The organism is Emticicia sp. TH156, assembly GCF_002855535.1.
Classification (GTDB): domain Bacteria; phylum Bacteroidota; class Bacteroidia; order Cytophagales; family Spirosomataceae; genus Emticicia; species Emticicia fluvialis.
In genome coordinates, this window is the sequence record NZ_PKRS01000010.1 from 116,763 (window position 1) to 131,300 (window position 14,538).

Here is a 14,538-nt window from a genome sequence, read left to right on the forward strand (position 1 = left end):
TTTCATAAAAACTTACAATTCATTTCGAATTCTTCGTTCTAATGAGATATGATTAAATAAGCGACATCAGATATATTCGCCGATTTCTATGAGAATTTCAGTTTTACTTACTGCTGTTTTTACATTTCAATGCATTTGTACGGCTTTTGCTAACAATAAATCAGTTTCTGAACCTGATGCTGATTACCTGATTAATCCTATCTGCAATGAGGCCGGCTTTTTCCAGTCGGTTCCGGTTATTGACGAATACGTTTTTCTTATTACCGACGCCAGAGATAAACAAATCATAACCAACACGCTGTTAAAAATAAAAGATAAAAATAACCAGGATATAGAGGTAGTACTCAACTCTAAAACTGGCGAATGGAAAGCCAAACTTGATAAAACCAAGAGCTATTTTGTTACTATTGAAGCTCAGGGCTATGATCGCTCAGAGATTGAAATAGATGCAGTTGACCAAAAAAAAATTGTGCGGCCAATCGACAGATTTATTAGTCTGAGTCTTAAAAAAAATGACTCGGCTCCTTTAGCATTGAGCGCCATTGATGCCATCACGTTAGAGACAATTCCTGCCTCATTCAGGGTTATTCGCCCAGAAGAAACCACACTTACAGGTAAATCAGACAAAGAAAATCCATACAAAATTGAAATTGCCCCTAAAAAAAAGTTTACCATTGAAATAACTGCAGAAGGCTATAAACCCTATACAGAACAACTTTCTTTTGAAAGCATCAGAACTGAGTATCCCGGGGCCAACATTACAATGAAACGTTTTCCGCTGAAAAGAGAAAACTATAACTTTTTATTCAGGATAGTAGATAAAGACACGAAGGAATTTATTATCAATACCCGGATGAGGATAATCAATCTGAAAACCAGGCAGTCTATTGCGGCACGCATTGAGAAGGATGGTTTTTCGGCCAATTTATCACCGGATGCCGAGTACTCAGTTGAAGTGGAGTCGGAAGGATATACCCAGACCAACCAAAACGTTGATTTAAAAGAACTGATTTCACGCAGGCAATTTGCGCAGGATATTATACTTGAAAAGAAGACCTCAAACCGATACAGATTAATAGTAGTAGACGAAGAAACTAAACGAAACATACCCGGGGCCAGCTTAAACATCTTCAATGCAACAAATGAAGTAGTTCCTTTGCAGACTACCAATGTGCAGTCGGAATGGCAAGCCATACTCAAGATAGCTGAAAACTATACCGCCGAGGTTAAAAGTAAGGGATATATTACCTACAACGCACCGCTGGTGAAAGATAGCCAAACCTTGTACCTGAAATTAGCCAGGGTACCTTTTAAAGAAACCTATTTTATTGCAACAGACTTTTACACAAAAAGTGTAGTACCAGCCGGTTTTAAGTTATCAACCGATTTAACACCAGTTAAAGGGATTTTAGATGCAGAGAAAAACAGATACAAGGCTTCATTGAGTGCCGATAAAATCTACGAAATTGAAATATCTGCCCCCGGATACCAGGCATCAAAAACAACTGTAAACCCAAGCCAGCTGGTTGACAATGTGCTGATGATTGCCCTGAAAAAGAACGGGTATATCTTTACCTTCAACACCCTCGATTTTAAAACCCGTGCGCCTATCCCTCATGCAAGGGTATCTTTTGTGGCATCTGATAATGATAAACTGGCCTTAATGGAAAACAGCAGAACCACAACGCCAATAGCTCCGGCAGATTTCGGAAAGAAATACACATTACTTGTACATGCTTATGATTATAAGCTGTACACAGCTGACATTAATTTGTTGAATCTGGCCTCTGGAAATTTCTCTTTTGACGTGCTGCTTGAAAAAGTAGAGATAAAAAAGGCACCCCAGCCGGTTGAAAACAAACCCAAGAACGATGCGCCGGTGATAGTAAAAAATGAAGAGAAAACAGTGCAACCAAATATTGACAAGGTACCTGAGCCAGTTACACCACCAAAACAAACAATTATTGCCCCGGCAGCAGCCTTTACCGACAATTACTTTAAAAGTATTGAAATAGGTAAACCTATAAAACTGGAAAATGTATTTTTTGACCAGAGTCAGCCAATTATCAAACCGCAATCATATACTGAATTAGATAAACTGGTTCAAATGCTGAAAGAGAATCCGAAAGTGAATATAGAGATTATTGGCCATACCGATAACGTGGGTGACCCTCGGCTGAATCTATACTTGTCTGAGTTGCGGGCAAAGGCTGTTTCAAATTACCTGTTCAACAAGGGGGTCTCCGCATCTCGCATGACATCGTCGGGTAAAGGACAGCAACAGCCAGTGGCACCAAATGACACCGAAGAAACGCGCCAGAAGAACCGAAGGGTTGAATTTAAGGTAATATCTAATTGATTTTCAATCTTTTACGGTAGCGCGTCTGATACGGTCATTTATGGCTCTGCCAAGGTCTTTTTCCGGCAGTAGGCTGGTGTATATAACCTCAACATTTCTGTTGTCTAACTCACGCAGGTAAGCAAACAGATTTCTAGCCGCTTCTTTGAAATTACCTGAAGGCGACAAAAGCAGTTGATTCTCAGCAGGTATTTCGGCTCTTAATTCGTTAAAGCCCAGGTAAGCAACTTTTTTGTTACTCGAAACGATTTCTGAATCATCACCTATTAAATGCAGGGGTTTTCTTGGTGCATAATGGCTTTTAAGCATACCGGGCGCCTGCGGATTGGAAGACGAATGCTCAATTATTTGCACTTTACCTACCACGTCTTCCATTTCTTCAATAGATAAACCACCTTTTCTGTAAACAATTGTTTCATTTCCTGCAAAACCAACAATAGTTGATTCAATGCCTATCTGGCACTCTCCCCCATCAAGAATCAGATTTATCTGCTCGCCTAACTGATGATTCACATGCAGCGCGCTTGTTGGAGAAATATAACCAAACGGATTGGCGCTCGGCGCTGCCAATGGAAAATCCAATTGACGCAATAACTGCAATGTTAACGGATGACTGGGTATTCTAATGGCTACGGTGTCCAGGCCTGATGTAACCAAATCAGGAATTATTTCTTTTCTTGGTAATAAGAGAGTCAGCGGCCCGGGCATAAATTTTTCTGCTAAGGCATAAACCCTTTCATCGGTTACATTTACGTATTGTTCAAACTGCTCAATGCTGTGGGTGTGCACAATAAGCGGGTCAAAAGTTGGTCGGTTTTTTACTTCAAATATCCGGGCTACTGCATCAGTGTTCAAGGCGTTGCCTGCCAACCCATACACTGTCTCGGTCGGAATCCCAAGCACCTCACCGGCATTCAACAGCTTCACTGCCAGTTCAATATCTTTGCTTATTAAGGCCATTATGCTAAATCTTTTTCAAAATAGGCTACGTCGCCTTCAGGATTGTAGTTATATGGTTGGGTTTCAGTAAACTGTAAAGCATGATACAGTTTATTGGCGGCCGCCAGCCTTTTCAGCGTGTCGAGCTTCATTTTACGGTAGCCCTTTTTTGCTGCCTCATCTAAAACCGTCAGGGCAAGCTTTTTTCCCAGCCCGATACCCTGATAAACCGGCCTCACATACAATCTTTTCATTTCACAAACACCCTCTTCCAGTTTCCATAATGCCACACAACCTGCGGGGTTGCCATTTACAAGAGCCAGAAATATAGAACCCTCCGGCTCGGCATATTTGGCAGGCAGCAAGGCCAGTTCTTCCTCAAAATTCTGAAAGCAAAGACTTACACCCAGCAACTTCTCATATTCCCGGAACAGACCCTTAATTGCTTCAAGGTCTTCGGGTGTAGAAATTTTTTCAACGCTTATTTTCATGATTTGTCAGGTAATTAATCCGTTTGGGTAGCCCACTTCTACCAATGTGAGCCCTTCGGCCGGTACGGCTCTTCCGGCTTTCTGCCTGTTTTTTGATAAAATAACCTGCTCAAACGCATTCAGGCTCATTTTTCCAATACCAACTTCAAGCATGGTACCCACAATGGCCCTTACCATACCTCTCAAGAAACGGTCGGCCTTGATATGAAACAGCAAAAACTGGTCCTGCTGTTCCCAGCGGGCAAATTCAATTTTACAATTAAATGTGGCTACATCTGTATGCACTTTACTGAAACACTGAAAATCAATATGATTTTTCATCAGCTCTCCTGCCGCGTTCATTGCTTTAATATCAAGCGGTGCCCGGTAAAAATAAGAAAAATCCTGCCAGAATGGTGTTTTTTGAAGTGCTATTCTATAAAGATAACGCCGGTAGGTGGCATCAAACCTGGAGTGGAAATTGTCATTTACCTCAGCTATTTTATTTACGGCTATGTCTTTGGGCAAGATGCCGTTCACAGCATAAACCAGCTTGTCTATCTGGTTCAGCGGCGTTTCTGAATCAAAATGGGCAAACTGCTGACAGGCATGCACGCCTGCATCAGTACGGCTGCTGCCAACTATCTGGGTTGGCACTCTCAGAACGGTAGATAAAGCCTGCTCAATATGCCCTTGCACGGTGGCGGCGTTTTCCTGCACCTGCCAGCCATGAAATGATGTACCTTGGTAAGAACATTCAATTAAGTAACGCATGGGGCAAAGATAATACTACAGAAAGCAATAAAGACAACAAACGAAAAAATTTCGCTATTCAGGGTTAAAATTGGATAGAAAAAATGCGCCGGAAGACCCTGTCAGATGTTATCCACATCGTGGAACGTTTTATCCACGTCGTGGAACATTTAATTGTTTCTTAACATTAAAAGTCGGATATTTGAATCCGAAATTTTCTCGAACCACTAAAAATGGGAAAAATAATAGCAATAGCCAACCAGAAGGGCGGCGTAGGTAAAACAACCACATCAATCAATCTGGCGGCCAGTCTGGCTGCCCTTGAGTTCCGTACGCTTATCATAGATGCAGACCCTCAGGCAAATACTACATCCGGGCTTGGCCTGAACCCCAAGGAAGTAGAAAACAGCATTTATGAATGTATGGTGAATGATATTCGTCCCAGAGACATTATCATTCAGACCGACTTCCCGAATCTTGATTTGCTGCCCTCACACATTGATCTGGTGGGTGCTGAAATTGAGATGATTAACCTTCCTAAGCGAGAAGAAAAGATGAAAGAGTCTTTGAATGATGTGAAAGATATGTATGACTTTATCATCATTGATTGTTCTCCTTCTTTAGGTTTAATTGTTATTAACAGCCTTACTGCTGCCGATTCGGTGATTATTCCGGTGCAATGCGAGTACTTTGCCCTGGAAGGGCTGGGTAAATTGCTGAACACCATCAAGATTATACAGCAGCGTCTCAATCCGGCTCTAACAATTGAAGGTATCTTACTAACCATGTATGACCTGCGCGTGAGGCTGTCAAACCAGGTGGTGCATGAAGTAACCACGCACTTCAAGAACATGGTTTTTCAGACTCTCATACCTCGAAATATCCGGTTATCTGAATCGCCGAGTTATGGTGTACCTGCGCTGGCTCAGGATGCCGACAGTAAAGGGGCTATCAGCTATCTGAATCTGGCACGTGAGATATTAATCAAGAACGGAAAGCTTGTAACCGAAAACTGATAAGTGTTGGAGATGAATTAAACCAAATGTATTTGGGAACCTGAAAGCAAGACCCATTTATCATGAAAACCTATGGAAGCTAAAACATTCAATACAAAAAAAGGTATGACCGGGCTTGGGCGTGGGCTGGGTGCATTGTTGTCAGACTCCGGAAGTACTGACAATGAGAACGTTATACCACGTAAAGCAGAATCTCCGGGTTCAATGAACGAGATACTGATTAGCTCTATTGTAACCAATCCGTATCAGCCACGAACCCACTTTGACCAGGAGGCGCTTCAGGAATTGTCAGAATCTATCAAGATACTGGGTATAATTCAGCCGATTACAGTTAAGGAAGAAACCCCGGGCAGATACATTCTGATATCGGGCGAACGCCGCTTGCAGGCATCTAAACTGGCAGGCCTTACCAAAATACCTGCTTATGTGCGTACTGCCGACGACCAGCAAATGCTGGAAATGGCATTGATTGAAAATATTCAGCGTGAAAACCTGAACGCCATAGAAATTGCCCTGAGTTACCATCGCCTCCTTAGTGAGTTTCAATTGAAACAGGAAGAACTGGGCGACAGAGTAGGTAAAAACCGTACTACTGTTAACAACTATCTGCGCTTACTAAAATTACCTGATGTAATTCAGGCAGCCGTGCGCGACAACGAAATTACAATGGGCCATGCCCGGGCACTGATAAATATAGACAATAACGAAACCCAGATTAAACTCTTTACTAAGGTAATTGAGGAGAGCTGGTCGGTTCGTAAAATTGAAGAAGAAGTAAGAAGACTGGCTGCCATAGGCGCTGAAGAAGTAAAAGGCAAAAACCAGAATACCTTAAAACAAGAGATTTCTTCGTTACAGTTTCGTCTTCAGGGTTACTTTGGCACCAAAGTACAGGTAAAGGCGGACGATAATCATAAGGGTGAAATCAAAATTCCGTTTGCATCAAAAGATGAATTAGACAGAATTTTAGGCGCAATAAAAGTAAATCAGGATTAAAATCAGCCATAGAATAGTTTAATATTTGTTAAATGATTGTAAAAAGAAAGATGAGAACCTATTTTTGTCTCTCATTACGCAATTAAATTTTCGGAATATGGTTCGGATGCTGGTTATTCTTTTACTGACAACAAATATTTCTTTTGCGCAAAAAACAGATACTGTAAAAAGTAATACGGCCAAAACCGATTCGTCGAAAAAAATATTGATTGACTCTTCCAGAATTGCGGGTTTAGGTAAAAGGCTTGTTAAAGCAGATTCGGCCGGAAGAGTCCGTTTTATAAGCAGAATATTCAAGGCAGATTCAGCAAAAAAAGCAAATCCTGCACGAAAGGCGCTCATTCGCTCATTGATACTACCCGGTTGGGGGCAAGCCACCAACAAAGAATACTGGGTTATGCCAATTGTTTACGGTGCAGCAGCCGGAGGCATTTTCTCGTTTTATGTTAATAACCACAGGTATCAATACTATAAAGGCAAATTGACAGAGCTAGTTGTTGGCGGAGCTACCGAAGTAATGCTTAACAACTATGTAGGTATAGGCATAAAACAGTCTGATAAGCAGATAGGCCCATTTACCAAAGCTCAGGTTGAGCCCGTAGTAAATACTTACCGCCGGTACAGAGACCTGACCGTTATTGTTTTTGCAGTTGGCTGGGCACTTCAGGCAGTGCAGGCTAATGTGTCTGCCCACCTCAAAAACTTTGATATGAGCGACGACATATCAATCAAGTTCCAACCCAGCGTTCAGCCTACTTTTATGGGCAGTGCGGTGGGTGCCAGTTTAGTTTTTAAATTCAAATAGAATCTGACATAGAAATATATGCGTATTGCCCTTTTAGGTTATGGAAAAATGGGTAAAGTAATTGAGCAGATTGCTTTACAAAGAGGACATGAGATTTCTGCAAGAATAGATATCGGTAACCGTACCGAGCTTCTGTCTGTTATCCCCGAAAACACCGATGTGGTTATTGAATTCAGTTCGCCTGAATCTGCCTATGGCAACCTAAAATATTGTATGGAGTTTGGCTTGCCGGCCGTTTGCGGAACAACCGGTTGGCTTCAGCACAAGCCCGAGATTGAAAAACTGTGCCAGGAAAATAGCGGCGCCTTTTTTTATGCATCTAACTACAGCATAGGGGTAAACCTTTTCTTTGAAATCAACAAGGCACTTGCCCGCCTGATGAACCCTTACATGGGCGAATACAAGGTCTCTACCAACGAGATACATCATACTGAAAAAAAAGATTCTCCCAGTGGCACTGCCATTACATTAGCACAGGGGCTGATCGAAAATCTTAACAGCAAAACTACCTGGGTAAATAATCAGATAGCACAGGAAAACGAGGTTCCAATCTGGTCGTCGAGAGAGGGTAAAGTTCCCGGAACCCACGAGATAAAGTATATATCTGATGTTGACCAGCTTGAAATAAAACATATTGCCCACAGCCGGAATGGCTTTGCTTTAGGCGCTGTAATAGCCGCCGAGTGGCTGCGCGACAAAACCGGTATTTTTGGGATGAACGATTTGTTAGGCTTTTAATCATTTATTTTTTAACCGATATCACTAAACCATTAAATCTCCTATCAGGAGCAAGTCCTTATGGCAGAAGTTCAATCAACGGCCGGAAATAAACCAGCAAAAAAGAAGTCGGCGCTAAGAGAATGGGTAGACTCAGTATTATTCGCCGTGGTAGCAGCAACGCTGATCCGGTGGTTATTTCTGGAAGCATATACCATTCCTACGGGGTCTATGGAAAAGAGCCTGTTAATCAACGACTTCCTTTTTGTAAGTAAATTGCATTACGGCACCCGTACGCCTAAAACTATACTTCAGGTGCCGCTTACGCACCAGAAAATCTGGTTTACAGATATACCTTCGTATTCTGATGCCATTCAGCTTCCTCAATACCGATTACCGGGCTTTACACATGTAAAAAACGGTGATGTAGTGGTTTTCAACTACCCTGGTTGCCCTGAAAGACCTGATGAATTTGGCGGATACGACAAATATCCGGTTGATTTACGAACCAATTACATTAAACGTTGCATCGGGATTCCGGGAGATGTAGTGGAGGTAAGGGCTGGTCAGGCGTATGTGAATAACAAAGTTTTTCCGAATCCTCCGGGTTTGCAGAACGAGTATGCCATTGAAGCCACTACCCAGGTAAACGAGAAAATTTTTCAGAAATTAGACATTACCGAATACGAAGAAGATTTACATCAGACAGATAAAACGGTCTATTATGTAAAAGCCACCGACCAGGCAATAAAAGATATTAAGGCGCTTGACTTTGTAAAGAGCATTACCCCCATTATTGCAACCAAAGGAGACACAACCGAATACGGAATCAATACTTTTCCGTATAACTCAAGGCTGTTTCCTTTCAACAGAGACAATTTTGGGCCGGTAACTGTACCTAAAAAGGGAGTAACTATACAGCTTGACGAAAAAAATCTGGCGCTTTACAAAGGAATCATTACCACCTTTGACGGGAACAAAGATGCCAGATATGTAAACGGGCAGATTATTCTGGATGGCAAGCCAATTACATCATACACATTTAAGCAGGACTATTATTTTATGATGGGCGATAACCGACATGGGTCTGACGACTCACGTTTTTGGGGATTTGTGCCGGAAGACCACATTGTTGGTAAAGCAGTTTTCATCTGGATGTCAATTAATAAAGACGGAAACTTCCTGAACAAAATTCGTTGGAGCAGATTATTCAGCATTATCAGATAATTTCAGAAATACGTTTCAATTAATATTAGAAAAGCAGCTCATTTGGCCATCAGATGAGCTGCTTTTGTTTACAAGCATCTACAAAAGAAAACAGCACCCGTTTATGTGATGCTGTTATAATAAATATTATCAGTACTTTTTGTTAGGCAATCTCCAACATTTTGTTTTCCCAAACCTCGTTCAGCTTTTTCAATTCAGCTTTGGCTTGTTCGTATTCGGTGTTTGCTTTTTGCAATGCGGCAGCATCATTAAAAATCTTCGGGTCAGCCAGTTTTTCTTCCAGAAGCGTTTTTTTCTTTTCCTGCTCGGTTATTTTTGCTTCTATTTCTTCAATCTCGCGTTCCAGCTTCTTGATCTCATTTTTGTTTTTGCCTGGCGCGTCAACAACCGGAGCTTGTTTCTCTTCTTTTTTTGCTGGAGCCGGAACCGGAACACTTGACGGACGGTTAGCCTTGTTATCTTCAACCCAGGTTTCATACTCGTCGTAAGTGCCCGGGTATTCTTTTATCTGGTGGTCTTCAATGTACCATATTTTATTTGCAACCTGGCTCACAAAGTGTCTGTCGTGAGAAACCACCACGTACGTACCTTCATATTGATCCAGAGCCTGAATAAGGATATTCACCGACTGCATATCCAAGTGGTTGGTGGGCTCATCAAGTAGCAGGAAATTAGCCTCAGATATCAATACCTTGGCTAAAGCCACACGTGATTTCTCACCACCTGATAACACCTTAATTTTCTTGAATACATCTTCTCCTTTAAATAGGAAACAGCCCAGAATCAAACGTAATTCAGCTTCTGTTTTGGCTGAATCGGCATATTTTAATTCTTCCAGAATAGATTCATCCAAATGCAAAGATTCCAATTGGTGCTGGGCAAAGAAAGAGAAATTTACATTATGGCCCAGTTTTCTTACACCATCCACAGGTTCGCTACCTGCCACAATTCTGAGCAATGTTGATTTCCCCTTTCCATTGGCGCCTATCAGGGCAATTTTGTCGCCACGCTCTATATTTATGGTTGAGTCTTTCAGAATTACTTTTTCTCCATAAGCCTTATTGATATGCTCAAGAGCCATCACATGCCTACCCGGATTAACACTGAATTTAAATTTAAATGCTACACGTGCCGAGGCATCAATTACATCATCAATTAGTTCCAGTTTATTCAGGGCTTTCACACGAGACTGCACCTGACGAGACTTAGACGCTTTGGCTTTAAAACGTTCAATAAAACGTTCAGTCTGGCGTATCTGCGCCTGCTGGTTTTCAAAAGCACTTTTCTGAATCTCGTTTCTAAGGGCTTTTTCTTCTACAAAGAATGAGTAATTACCTGCATAAGGCCAAAGTTTGTTCTGGGTAACTTCTACAGTCATGTTACAGACGTTATCCAGAAACTCTCTATCGTGAGAAACCACCACAACTGCGTTTTCGTAATTCACAATATATTTTTCAACCCACTGAATTGAAGGAAGGTCAAGGTGGTTAGTAGGCTCATCAAGCAATAACAATGAAGGCTTTTGCAGAAGCAACTTTGCCAGCATAACACGCATCCGCCACCCACCGGAAAACTGTTTTAAAGGCATATGTAGCTCTTCGGTACGGAAACCAAGCCCTTCCAGAATTTCTTCAGCTTTAGACTGAATGGTGTAGCCTCCCAGATGGTCAAACTCTTCCTGCAAATGCCCCAGCTTGTCAACCAGTTCATCGCGGTAATTTACTTCCATCTCGTGCAGCACTTTGTCTATTTCTATTTGTAGGTAGTTTTCGCGTTCAAAAGCCTGCATGGCTACCGACAATATAGAGTCTTCGGTCTGGTAAGAAAGTAAGTCCTGATTCAGGAAACCAATGGTACAGTCACCGGCTTTGCTGATATTACCGCCATCTGGCTGGTATTCGCCTACAATCAGTCTCAAAAGGGTAGATTTCCCCATTCCGTTCAGACCAATTAAACCGATTTTATCTTTTGGTTTAATCTGTAGACTCGCTCCTTCAAAAATGGCTCTTCCGCCAAAGTAGAACGATAAATTGTTTATGGTAAGCATTTAAATGTTTTATTATACTTCGGCAGGCCGATATTTTCTTTGGATAATGTTAATCTATATATCTTTTCAGGATGGGCTCATAGCTGTCTATTCTTCTATCGCGAAGATACGGCCAAGTGGTGCGGTATTTTTCGGTCAATGCCAGGTCAATTTCCTGCACGTGTACTTCTTCTTTATCATGCGATGCCAGGTATAACAGGCTTCCGAACGGATTGGCCACAAAACTGCCTCCCCAGAATTGCTGCTCAGCCTCTCGCCCTACCCTGTTTACCGATACCACGTGTACCCCATTAGCGACAGCATGGCTACGCTGAATGGTCTGCCATGCATTATACTGTTCAATGTTAGCCTCATTCTGTGGCTCGTTGACGTCCCAACCGATGGCGGTAGGATAAAACAGCACTTCAGCGCCCATTAAGGCTGTAATACGGGAAGCCTCAGGATACCACTGGTCCCAACAGATAAGCACCCCTATTTTAGCAAACTTGGTATCGAAAACCTTGTAGCCTAAATCGCCGGGAGTAAAATAGAATTTCTCGTAATAACCCGGGTCATCAGGAATATGCATTTTGCGGTATTTACCCAGATAAGTGCCGTCGGCATCGATTACGGCAGTGGTATTATGGTATAAACCAGCAGCCCGTTTTTCAAATAATGAAGCAATTATTACTACATTAAGGTCACGGGCAATTTCAGACAACTTCATGGTAGTTGGCCCTGGAATAGCCTCTGCCAGATTAAAATTACTGTGGTCTTCTACATCACAAAAATATAGCGAGGTGAATAATTCCTGCAGACAAACGATATTGGCGCCACTACCGGCAGCTTTTTTAATTCCCTCAATGGCTTTATCTATATTCTCTGCAACATCGGCCGTGCAAGACATCTGTACCAGACCAACTTTAATTTTCTTCATGTTTTCAGCTTTCTTTGAACTGCAAAATTACGAAAAAAATATCATAAATTCTTAGCTGAAAAATCCTGCGGCCCTTTGTTAAGCGCTTTTTATTCAATAATTAATATAAAAAAGTTTAAGTTTCTACAGCTCAGAATTTCACGCCAAAGCGTTCAGCCAATGTTTGCAAATCTTCAACCACCTTTTCATTCAAAGGTATTCCTTCTGCTCTTCTGATTTTCTCCAGCTCGCGTTCCGGGTCTCCGGGTATAACAACAGGGTTGTCTTCAACGTGCTTAGCTGCTCTGAAGCGCTCAATCCATGTATCCATACTGGCCTTAAACTCTTCTTTGGGTCTGAAACCGTCAATCCGCATGGCACCCAGAAAATGCCCTGTGCCTTTACCCACCTGTTCGGCTGCCATACCATGAAAACCCGCAGTTGCAAAAGGCGGAACCCAGGGGCCAAAGTTAGCACCTGATAAAACGCCTGAAAAAATATCTACAACAGCACCCAGCCCATAGCCTTTGTGGCTGCCGTGCTCGCGGTTACCACCCAAGGGCAATAAGCCTCCACCATTTTTAACTGCATTGGCATCATGAGTCGGCTTACCCGATGCATCCTGCACCCATCCTATCGGAGCAGGCAGACCTTTTCTTTGCAAAATTTCCATTTTGCCATAGGCCACTGCGGTTGTTGCAAAGTCGGCCACAAACGGTGGCTGATTACCAGCCGGAACAGACACAGCAATCGGGTTTGTACCCAACATTTTTTCAGTAGCAAAAGTAGGTACTACCAACGGAGCGGCGTTTGTCATGGCCCAGCCGATCATATCATTCTGCAAAGCAAGCATTGAATGGTAACCGGCTATCCCGAAATGGTTTGAGTTCTGTACCGAAATCCATCCTGAGCCGTATTTTTTGGCTTTCTTCATGGCTACTTTCATGGCAAATGGCGCTACTACCAAGCCAAGGCCTTTATCGCCGTCTATAACTGCCGTGGAAGGTGTTTCATGAATAATTCTGATTTGCGGTGCAGGATTCAGGCGGCCATTATCATATAATCTCACATAGCCAACTAATCTGGCAGTACCATGAGAATCTACTCCTCTTAAATCGGCAGTAATCAGCACATCTGCTGCCAGTTTAGCATCCTTAGTTGAACAGCCTAGTGCCTGAAATATTCTTTCGGTAAATTGTCTGAGTCTCTTTTCTTTAATGTTCATTATATTTTAAAATCAAACCTACAAAGCGCTGGTTATCAGCGGTGTTCTATTAACTAAGTGTTAATATTTTTCTTTTAAGTAATTATTTTGCAAACGCACAAAATAAAACAACGGCAAAGCAAATATTTTTTCTTAAAATTGCCATCACAAACAACAAATTTTAATACCCAACGGTTGGCAAAAAAAAACCGCATCAGCCAAATAAACAGGTCATTAAATCAAAGAAAGATTAATAAATTTTAAACACACAAAAAGCAAAAAATGTCACATCACTTAGCGGATTTAGAAAAAATATGCAGTGAAGTTATTCTGGTTGCAAAGGAGGCAGGAGAATTTATTGCTTCAGAGGCCAAGAAGTTCAGCACGGCATCGGTAGAATATAAGGCCACCAATAATGTAGTTTCTTACGTTGATAAAGAAACTGAAAAAATGATAGTAAGGAGACTGGAAACTATTTTGCCCGAGGCAGGATTTATAACAGAAGAAGGAACTGTAGAAACCAAAGATTTTGATGGCTTAAACTGGATTATTGACCCGCTGGACGGAACAGCCAATTTTATCCACGGTTTGCCTAATTATTCGGTAAGCCTGGCATTAGCGCATGGTAAAGATGTACTGGTAGGTGTGGTTTATAATGTTTGTACAGGCGAGGTTTTCTCTGCTACCAAAGGAGGCGGTGCTTTCAGAAATGGTGAGGCCATCAGCGTATCGGCTAATAAACATCTGGGAGAAAGCCTGTTATCTACGGGTTTCCCTTATTACAAGTTTGATAATCAGGACAAATACCTGAAGATACTGGAATCGTTGATGCAAAAAACGCATGGTTTACGCCGCATGGGCTCGGCGGCAATTGACCTCGCCTATGTTTCATGTGGTTATTTTGATGGTTTCTATGAGTACAACCTTAATTCGTGGGACATGGCTGCAGGAATTTTGCTAATTACCGAGGCAGGTGGGTTTGTATCAGATTTTTCTGGCACGGGCGAACACCTTTTCAGGGGCGATGTGGTGGCTGGTTCGGCAGTTCATAATGAGCTGCTCGATGAGATTCAAAAACACTGGTTCTGAATTTAATACAATTTCTTTTTT

The 14,538-nt window shown here is 42.0% G+C and carries 13 protein-coding genes; 7 read left to right on the forward strand and 6 right to left on the reverse strand.

Going from position 1 to position 14,538, the window contains the following annotated elements:
• Nucleotides 1-88 precede the first annotated feature (88 nt).
• Complete coding sequence (locus C0V77_RS18400) at nt 89-2,359, forward strand: OmpA family protein (RefSeq protein WP_101727827.1); 2,271 nt, start codon at nt 89-91, stop codon at nt 2,357-2,359.
• Between the two features lie 3 nt (nt 2,360-2,362).
• Here the strand turns inward: C0V77_RS18400 and C0V77_RS18405 are convergent, their stop codons facing one another.
• From C0V77_RS18405 to truA, 3 genes are read right to left on the reverse strand one after another with little or no spacing between them, the layout of a single operon-like run.
• Nucleotides 2,363-3,319 carry an L-threonylcarbamoyladenylate synthase gene (locus C0V77_RS18405; RefSeq protein ID WP_101727828.1) on the reverse strand — a complete coding sequence of 319 codons (957 nt, stop codon included), beginning with the start codon at nt 3,317-3,319 and terminating at the stop codon, nt 2,363-2,365.
• Nucleotides 3,319-3,789: a GNAT family N-acetyltransferase gene (locus tag C0V77_RS18410; protein ID WP_101727829.1), complete on the reverse strand. Its 471-nt coding sequence runs from the start codon at nt 3,787-3,789 to the stop codon at nt 3,319-3,321. The genes C0V77_RS18405 and C0V77_RS18410 overlap by 1 nt, the downstream gene beginning before the upstream one ends.
• Nucleotides 3,790-3,795: 6 nt before the next feature.
• A complete protein-coding gene (gene truA / locus C0V77_RS18415; RefSeq protein WP_101727830.1) occupies nt 3,796-4,542 on the reverse strand; it encodes a tRNA pseudouridine(38-40) synthase TruA in 747 nt (248 codons plus the stop codon).
• A gap of 212 nt (nt 4,543-4,754) precedes the next feature.
• On the opposite strand from truA, the gene C0V77_RS18420 reads away from it, so the two are divergent.
• The 5 genes from C0V77_RS18420 to lepB all read left to right on the forward strand — a co-directional run bounded on the left by C0V77_RS18420 (nt 4,755) and on the right by lepB (nt 9,282).
• Nucleotides 4,755-5,537: a ParA family protein gene (locus C0V77_RS18420; RefSeq protein ID WP_101727831.1), complete on the forward strand. Its 783-nt coding sequence runs from the start codon at nt 4,755-4,757 to the stop codon at nt 5,535-5,537.
• A gap of 72 nt (nt 5,538-5,609) precedes the next feature.
• Nucleotides 5,610-6,533 (forward strand): ParB/RepB/Spo0J family partition protein, encoded by a 924-nt coding sequence (locus C0V77_RS18425; protein ID WP_101727832.1) that lies wholly within the window; start codon nt 5,610-5,612, stop codon nt 6,531-6,533.
• Nucleotides 6,534-6,630: 97 nt separating this feature from the next.
• Nucleotides 6,631-7,338, forward strand: a complete 708-nt coding sequence (locus C0V77_RS18430) for a DUF5683 domain-containing protein (RefSeq protein ID WP_143706128.1) — start codon at nt 6,631-6,633, stop codon at nt 7,336-7,338.
• Between the two features lie 18 nt (nt 7,339-7,356).
• Complete coding sequence (dapB, locus tag C0V77_RS18435) at nt 7,357-8,076, forward strand: 4-hydroxy-tetrahydrodipicolinate reductase (protein ID WP_101727834.1); 720 nt, start codon at nt 7,357-7,359, stop codon at nt 8,074-8,076.
• Nucleotides 8,077-8,136: 60 nt separating this feature from the next.
• Nucleotides 8,137-9,282 carry a signal peptidase I gene (gene lepB / locus C0V77_RS18440; RefSeq protein WP_101727835.1) on the forward strand — a complete coding sequence of 382 codons (1,146 nt, stop codon included), beginning with the start codon at nt 8,137-8,139 and terminating at the stop codon, nt 9,280-9,282.
• 142 nt (nt 9,283-9,424) lie between these two features.
• Here the strand turns inward: lepB and C0V77_RS18445 are convergent, their stop codons facing one another.
• The 3 genes from C0V77_RS18445 to C0V77_RS18455 form a co-directional block, all read right to left on the reverse strand.
• Nucleotides 9,425-11,329, reverse strand: a complete 1,905-nt coding sequence (locus C0V77_RS18445; RefSeq protein ID WP_101727836.1) for an ABC-F family ATP-binding cassette domain-containing protein — start codon at nt 11,327-11,329, stop codon at nt 9,425-9,427.
• 49 nt (nt 11,330-11,378) lie between these two features.
• Entirely contained in the window at nt 11,379-12,245 is an 867-nt protein-coding gene (locus C0V77_RS18450) for a carbon-nitrogen hydrolase (protein WP_101727837.1), read from the reverse strand.
• A 130-nt stretch (nt 12,246-12,375) separates the two neighbouring features.
• Nucleotides 12,376-13,449 carry an Ldh family oxidoreductase gene (locus tag C0V77_RS18455; protein ID WP_101727838.1) on the reverse strand — a complete coding sequence of 358 codons (1,074 nt, stop codon included), beginning with the start codon at nt 13,447-13,449 and terminating at the stop codon, nt 12,376-12,378.
• Nucleotides 13,450-13,710: 261 nt separating this feature from the next.
• Between C0V77_RS18455 and C0V77_RS18460 the strand changes: the two genes are divergently transcribed.
• Nucleotides 13,711-14,517 carry an inositol monophosphatase family protein gene (locus C0V77_RS18460; protein ID WP_101727839.1) on the forward strand — a complete coding sequence of 269 codons (807 nt, stop codon included), beginning with the start codon at nt 13,711-13,713 and terminating at the stop codon, nt 14,515-14,517.
• Nucleotides 14,518-14,538: the final 21 nt, after the last annotated feature.

What these genes read in the sequence shown, in the direction of transcription:
- C0V77_RS18400 (WP_101727827.1), top strand. Translation starts at nt 89, where the DNA reads ATGAGAATTTCAGTTTTACTTACTGCTGTTTTTACATTTCAATGCATT.
- C0V77_RS18405 (WP_101727828.1), bottom strand. Translation starts at nt 3,319, where the DNA reads ATGGCCTTAATAAGCAAAGATATTGAACTGGCAGTGAAGCTGTTGAAT.
- C0V77_RS18410 (WP_101727829.1), bottom strand. Translation starts at nt 3,789, where the DNA reads ATGAAAATAAGCGTTGAAAAAATTTCTACACCCGAAGACCTTGAAGCA.
- truA (WP_101727830.1), bottom strand. Translation starts at nt 4,542, where the DNA reads ATGCGTTACTTAATTGAATGTTCTTACCAAGGTACATCATTTCATGGC.
- C0V77_RS18420 (WP_101727831.1), top strand. Translation starts at nt 4,755, where the DNA reads ATGGGAAAAATAATAGCAATAGCCAACCAGAAGGGCGGCGTAGGTAAA.
- C0V77_RS18425 (WP_101727832.1), top strand. Translation starts at nt 5,610, where the DNA reads ATGGAAGCTAAAACATTCAATACAAAAAAAGGTATGACCGGGCTTGGG.
- C0V77_RS18430 (WP_143706128.1), top strand. Translation starts at nt 6,631, where the DNA reads ATGGTTCGGATGCTGGTTATTCTTTTACTGACAACAAATATTTCTTTT.
- dapB (WP_101727834.1), top strand. Translation starts at nt 7,357, where the DNA reads ATGCGTATTGCCCTTTTAGGTTATGGAAAAATGGGTAAAGTAATTGAG.
- lepB (WP_101727835.1), top strand. Translation starts at nt 8,137, where the DNA reads ATGGCAGAAGTTCAATCAACGGCCGGAAATAAACCAGCAAAAAAGAAG.
- C0V77_RS18445 (WP_101727836.1), bottom strand. Translation starts at nt 11,329, where the DNA reads ATGCTTACCATAAACAATTTATCGTTCTACTTTGGCGGAAGAGCCATT.
- C0V77_RS18450 (WP_101727837.1), bottom strand. Translation starts at nt 12,245, where the DNA reads ATGAAGAAAATTAAAGTTGGTCTGGTACAGATGTCTTGCACGGCCGAT.
- C0V77_RS18455 (WP_101727838.1), bottom strand. Translation starts at nt 13,449, where the DNA reads ATGAACATTAAAGAAAAGAGACTCAGACAATTTACCGAAAGAATATTT.
- C0V77_RS18460 (WP_101727839.1), top strand. Translation starts at nt 13,711, where the DNA reads ATGTCACATCACTTAGCGGATTTAGAAAAAATATGCAGTGAAGTTATT.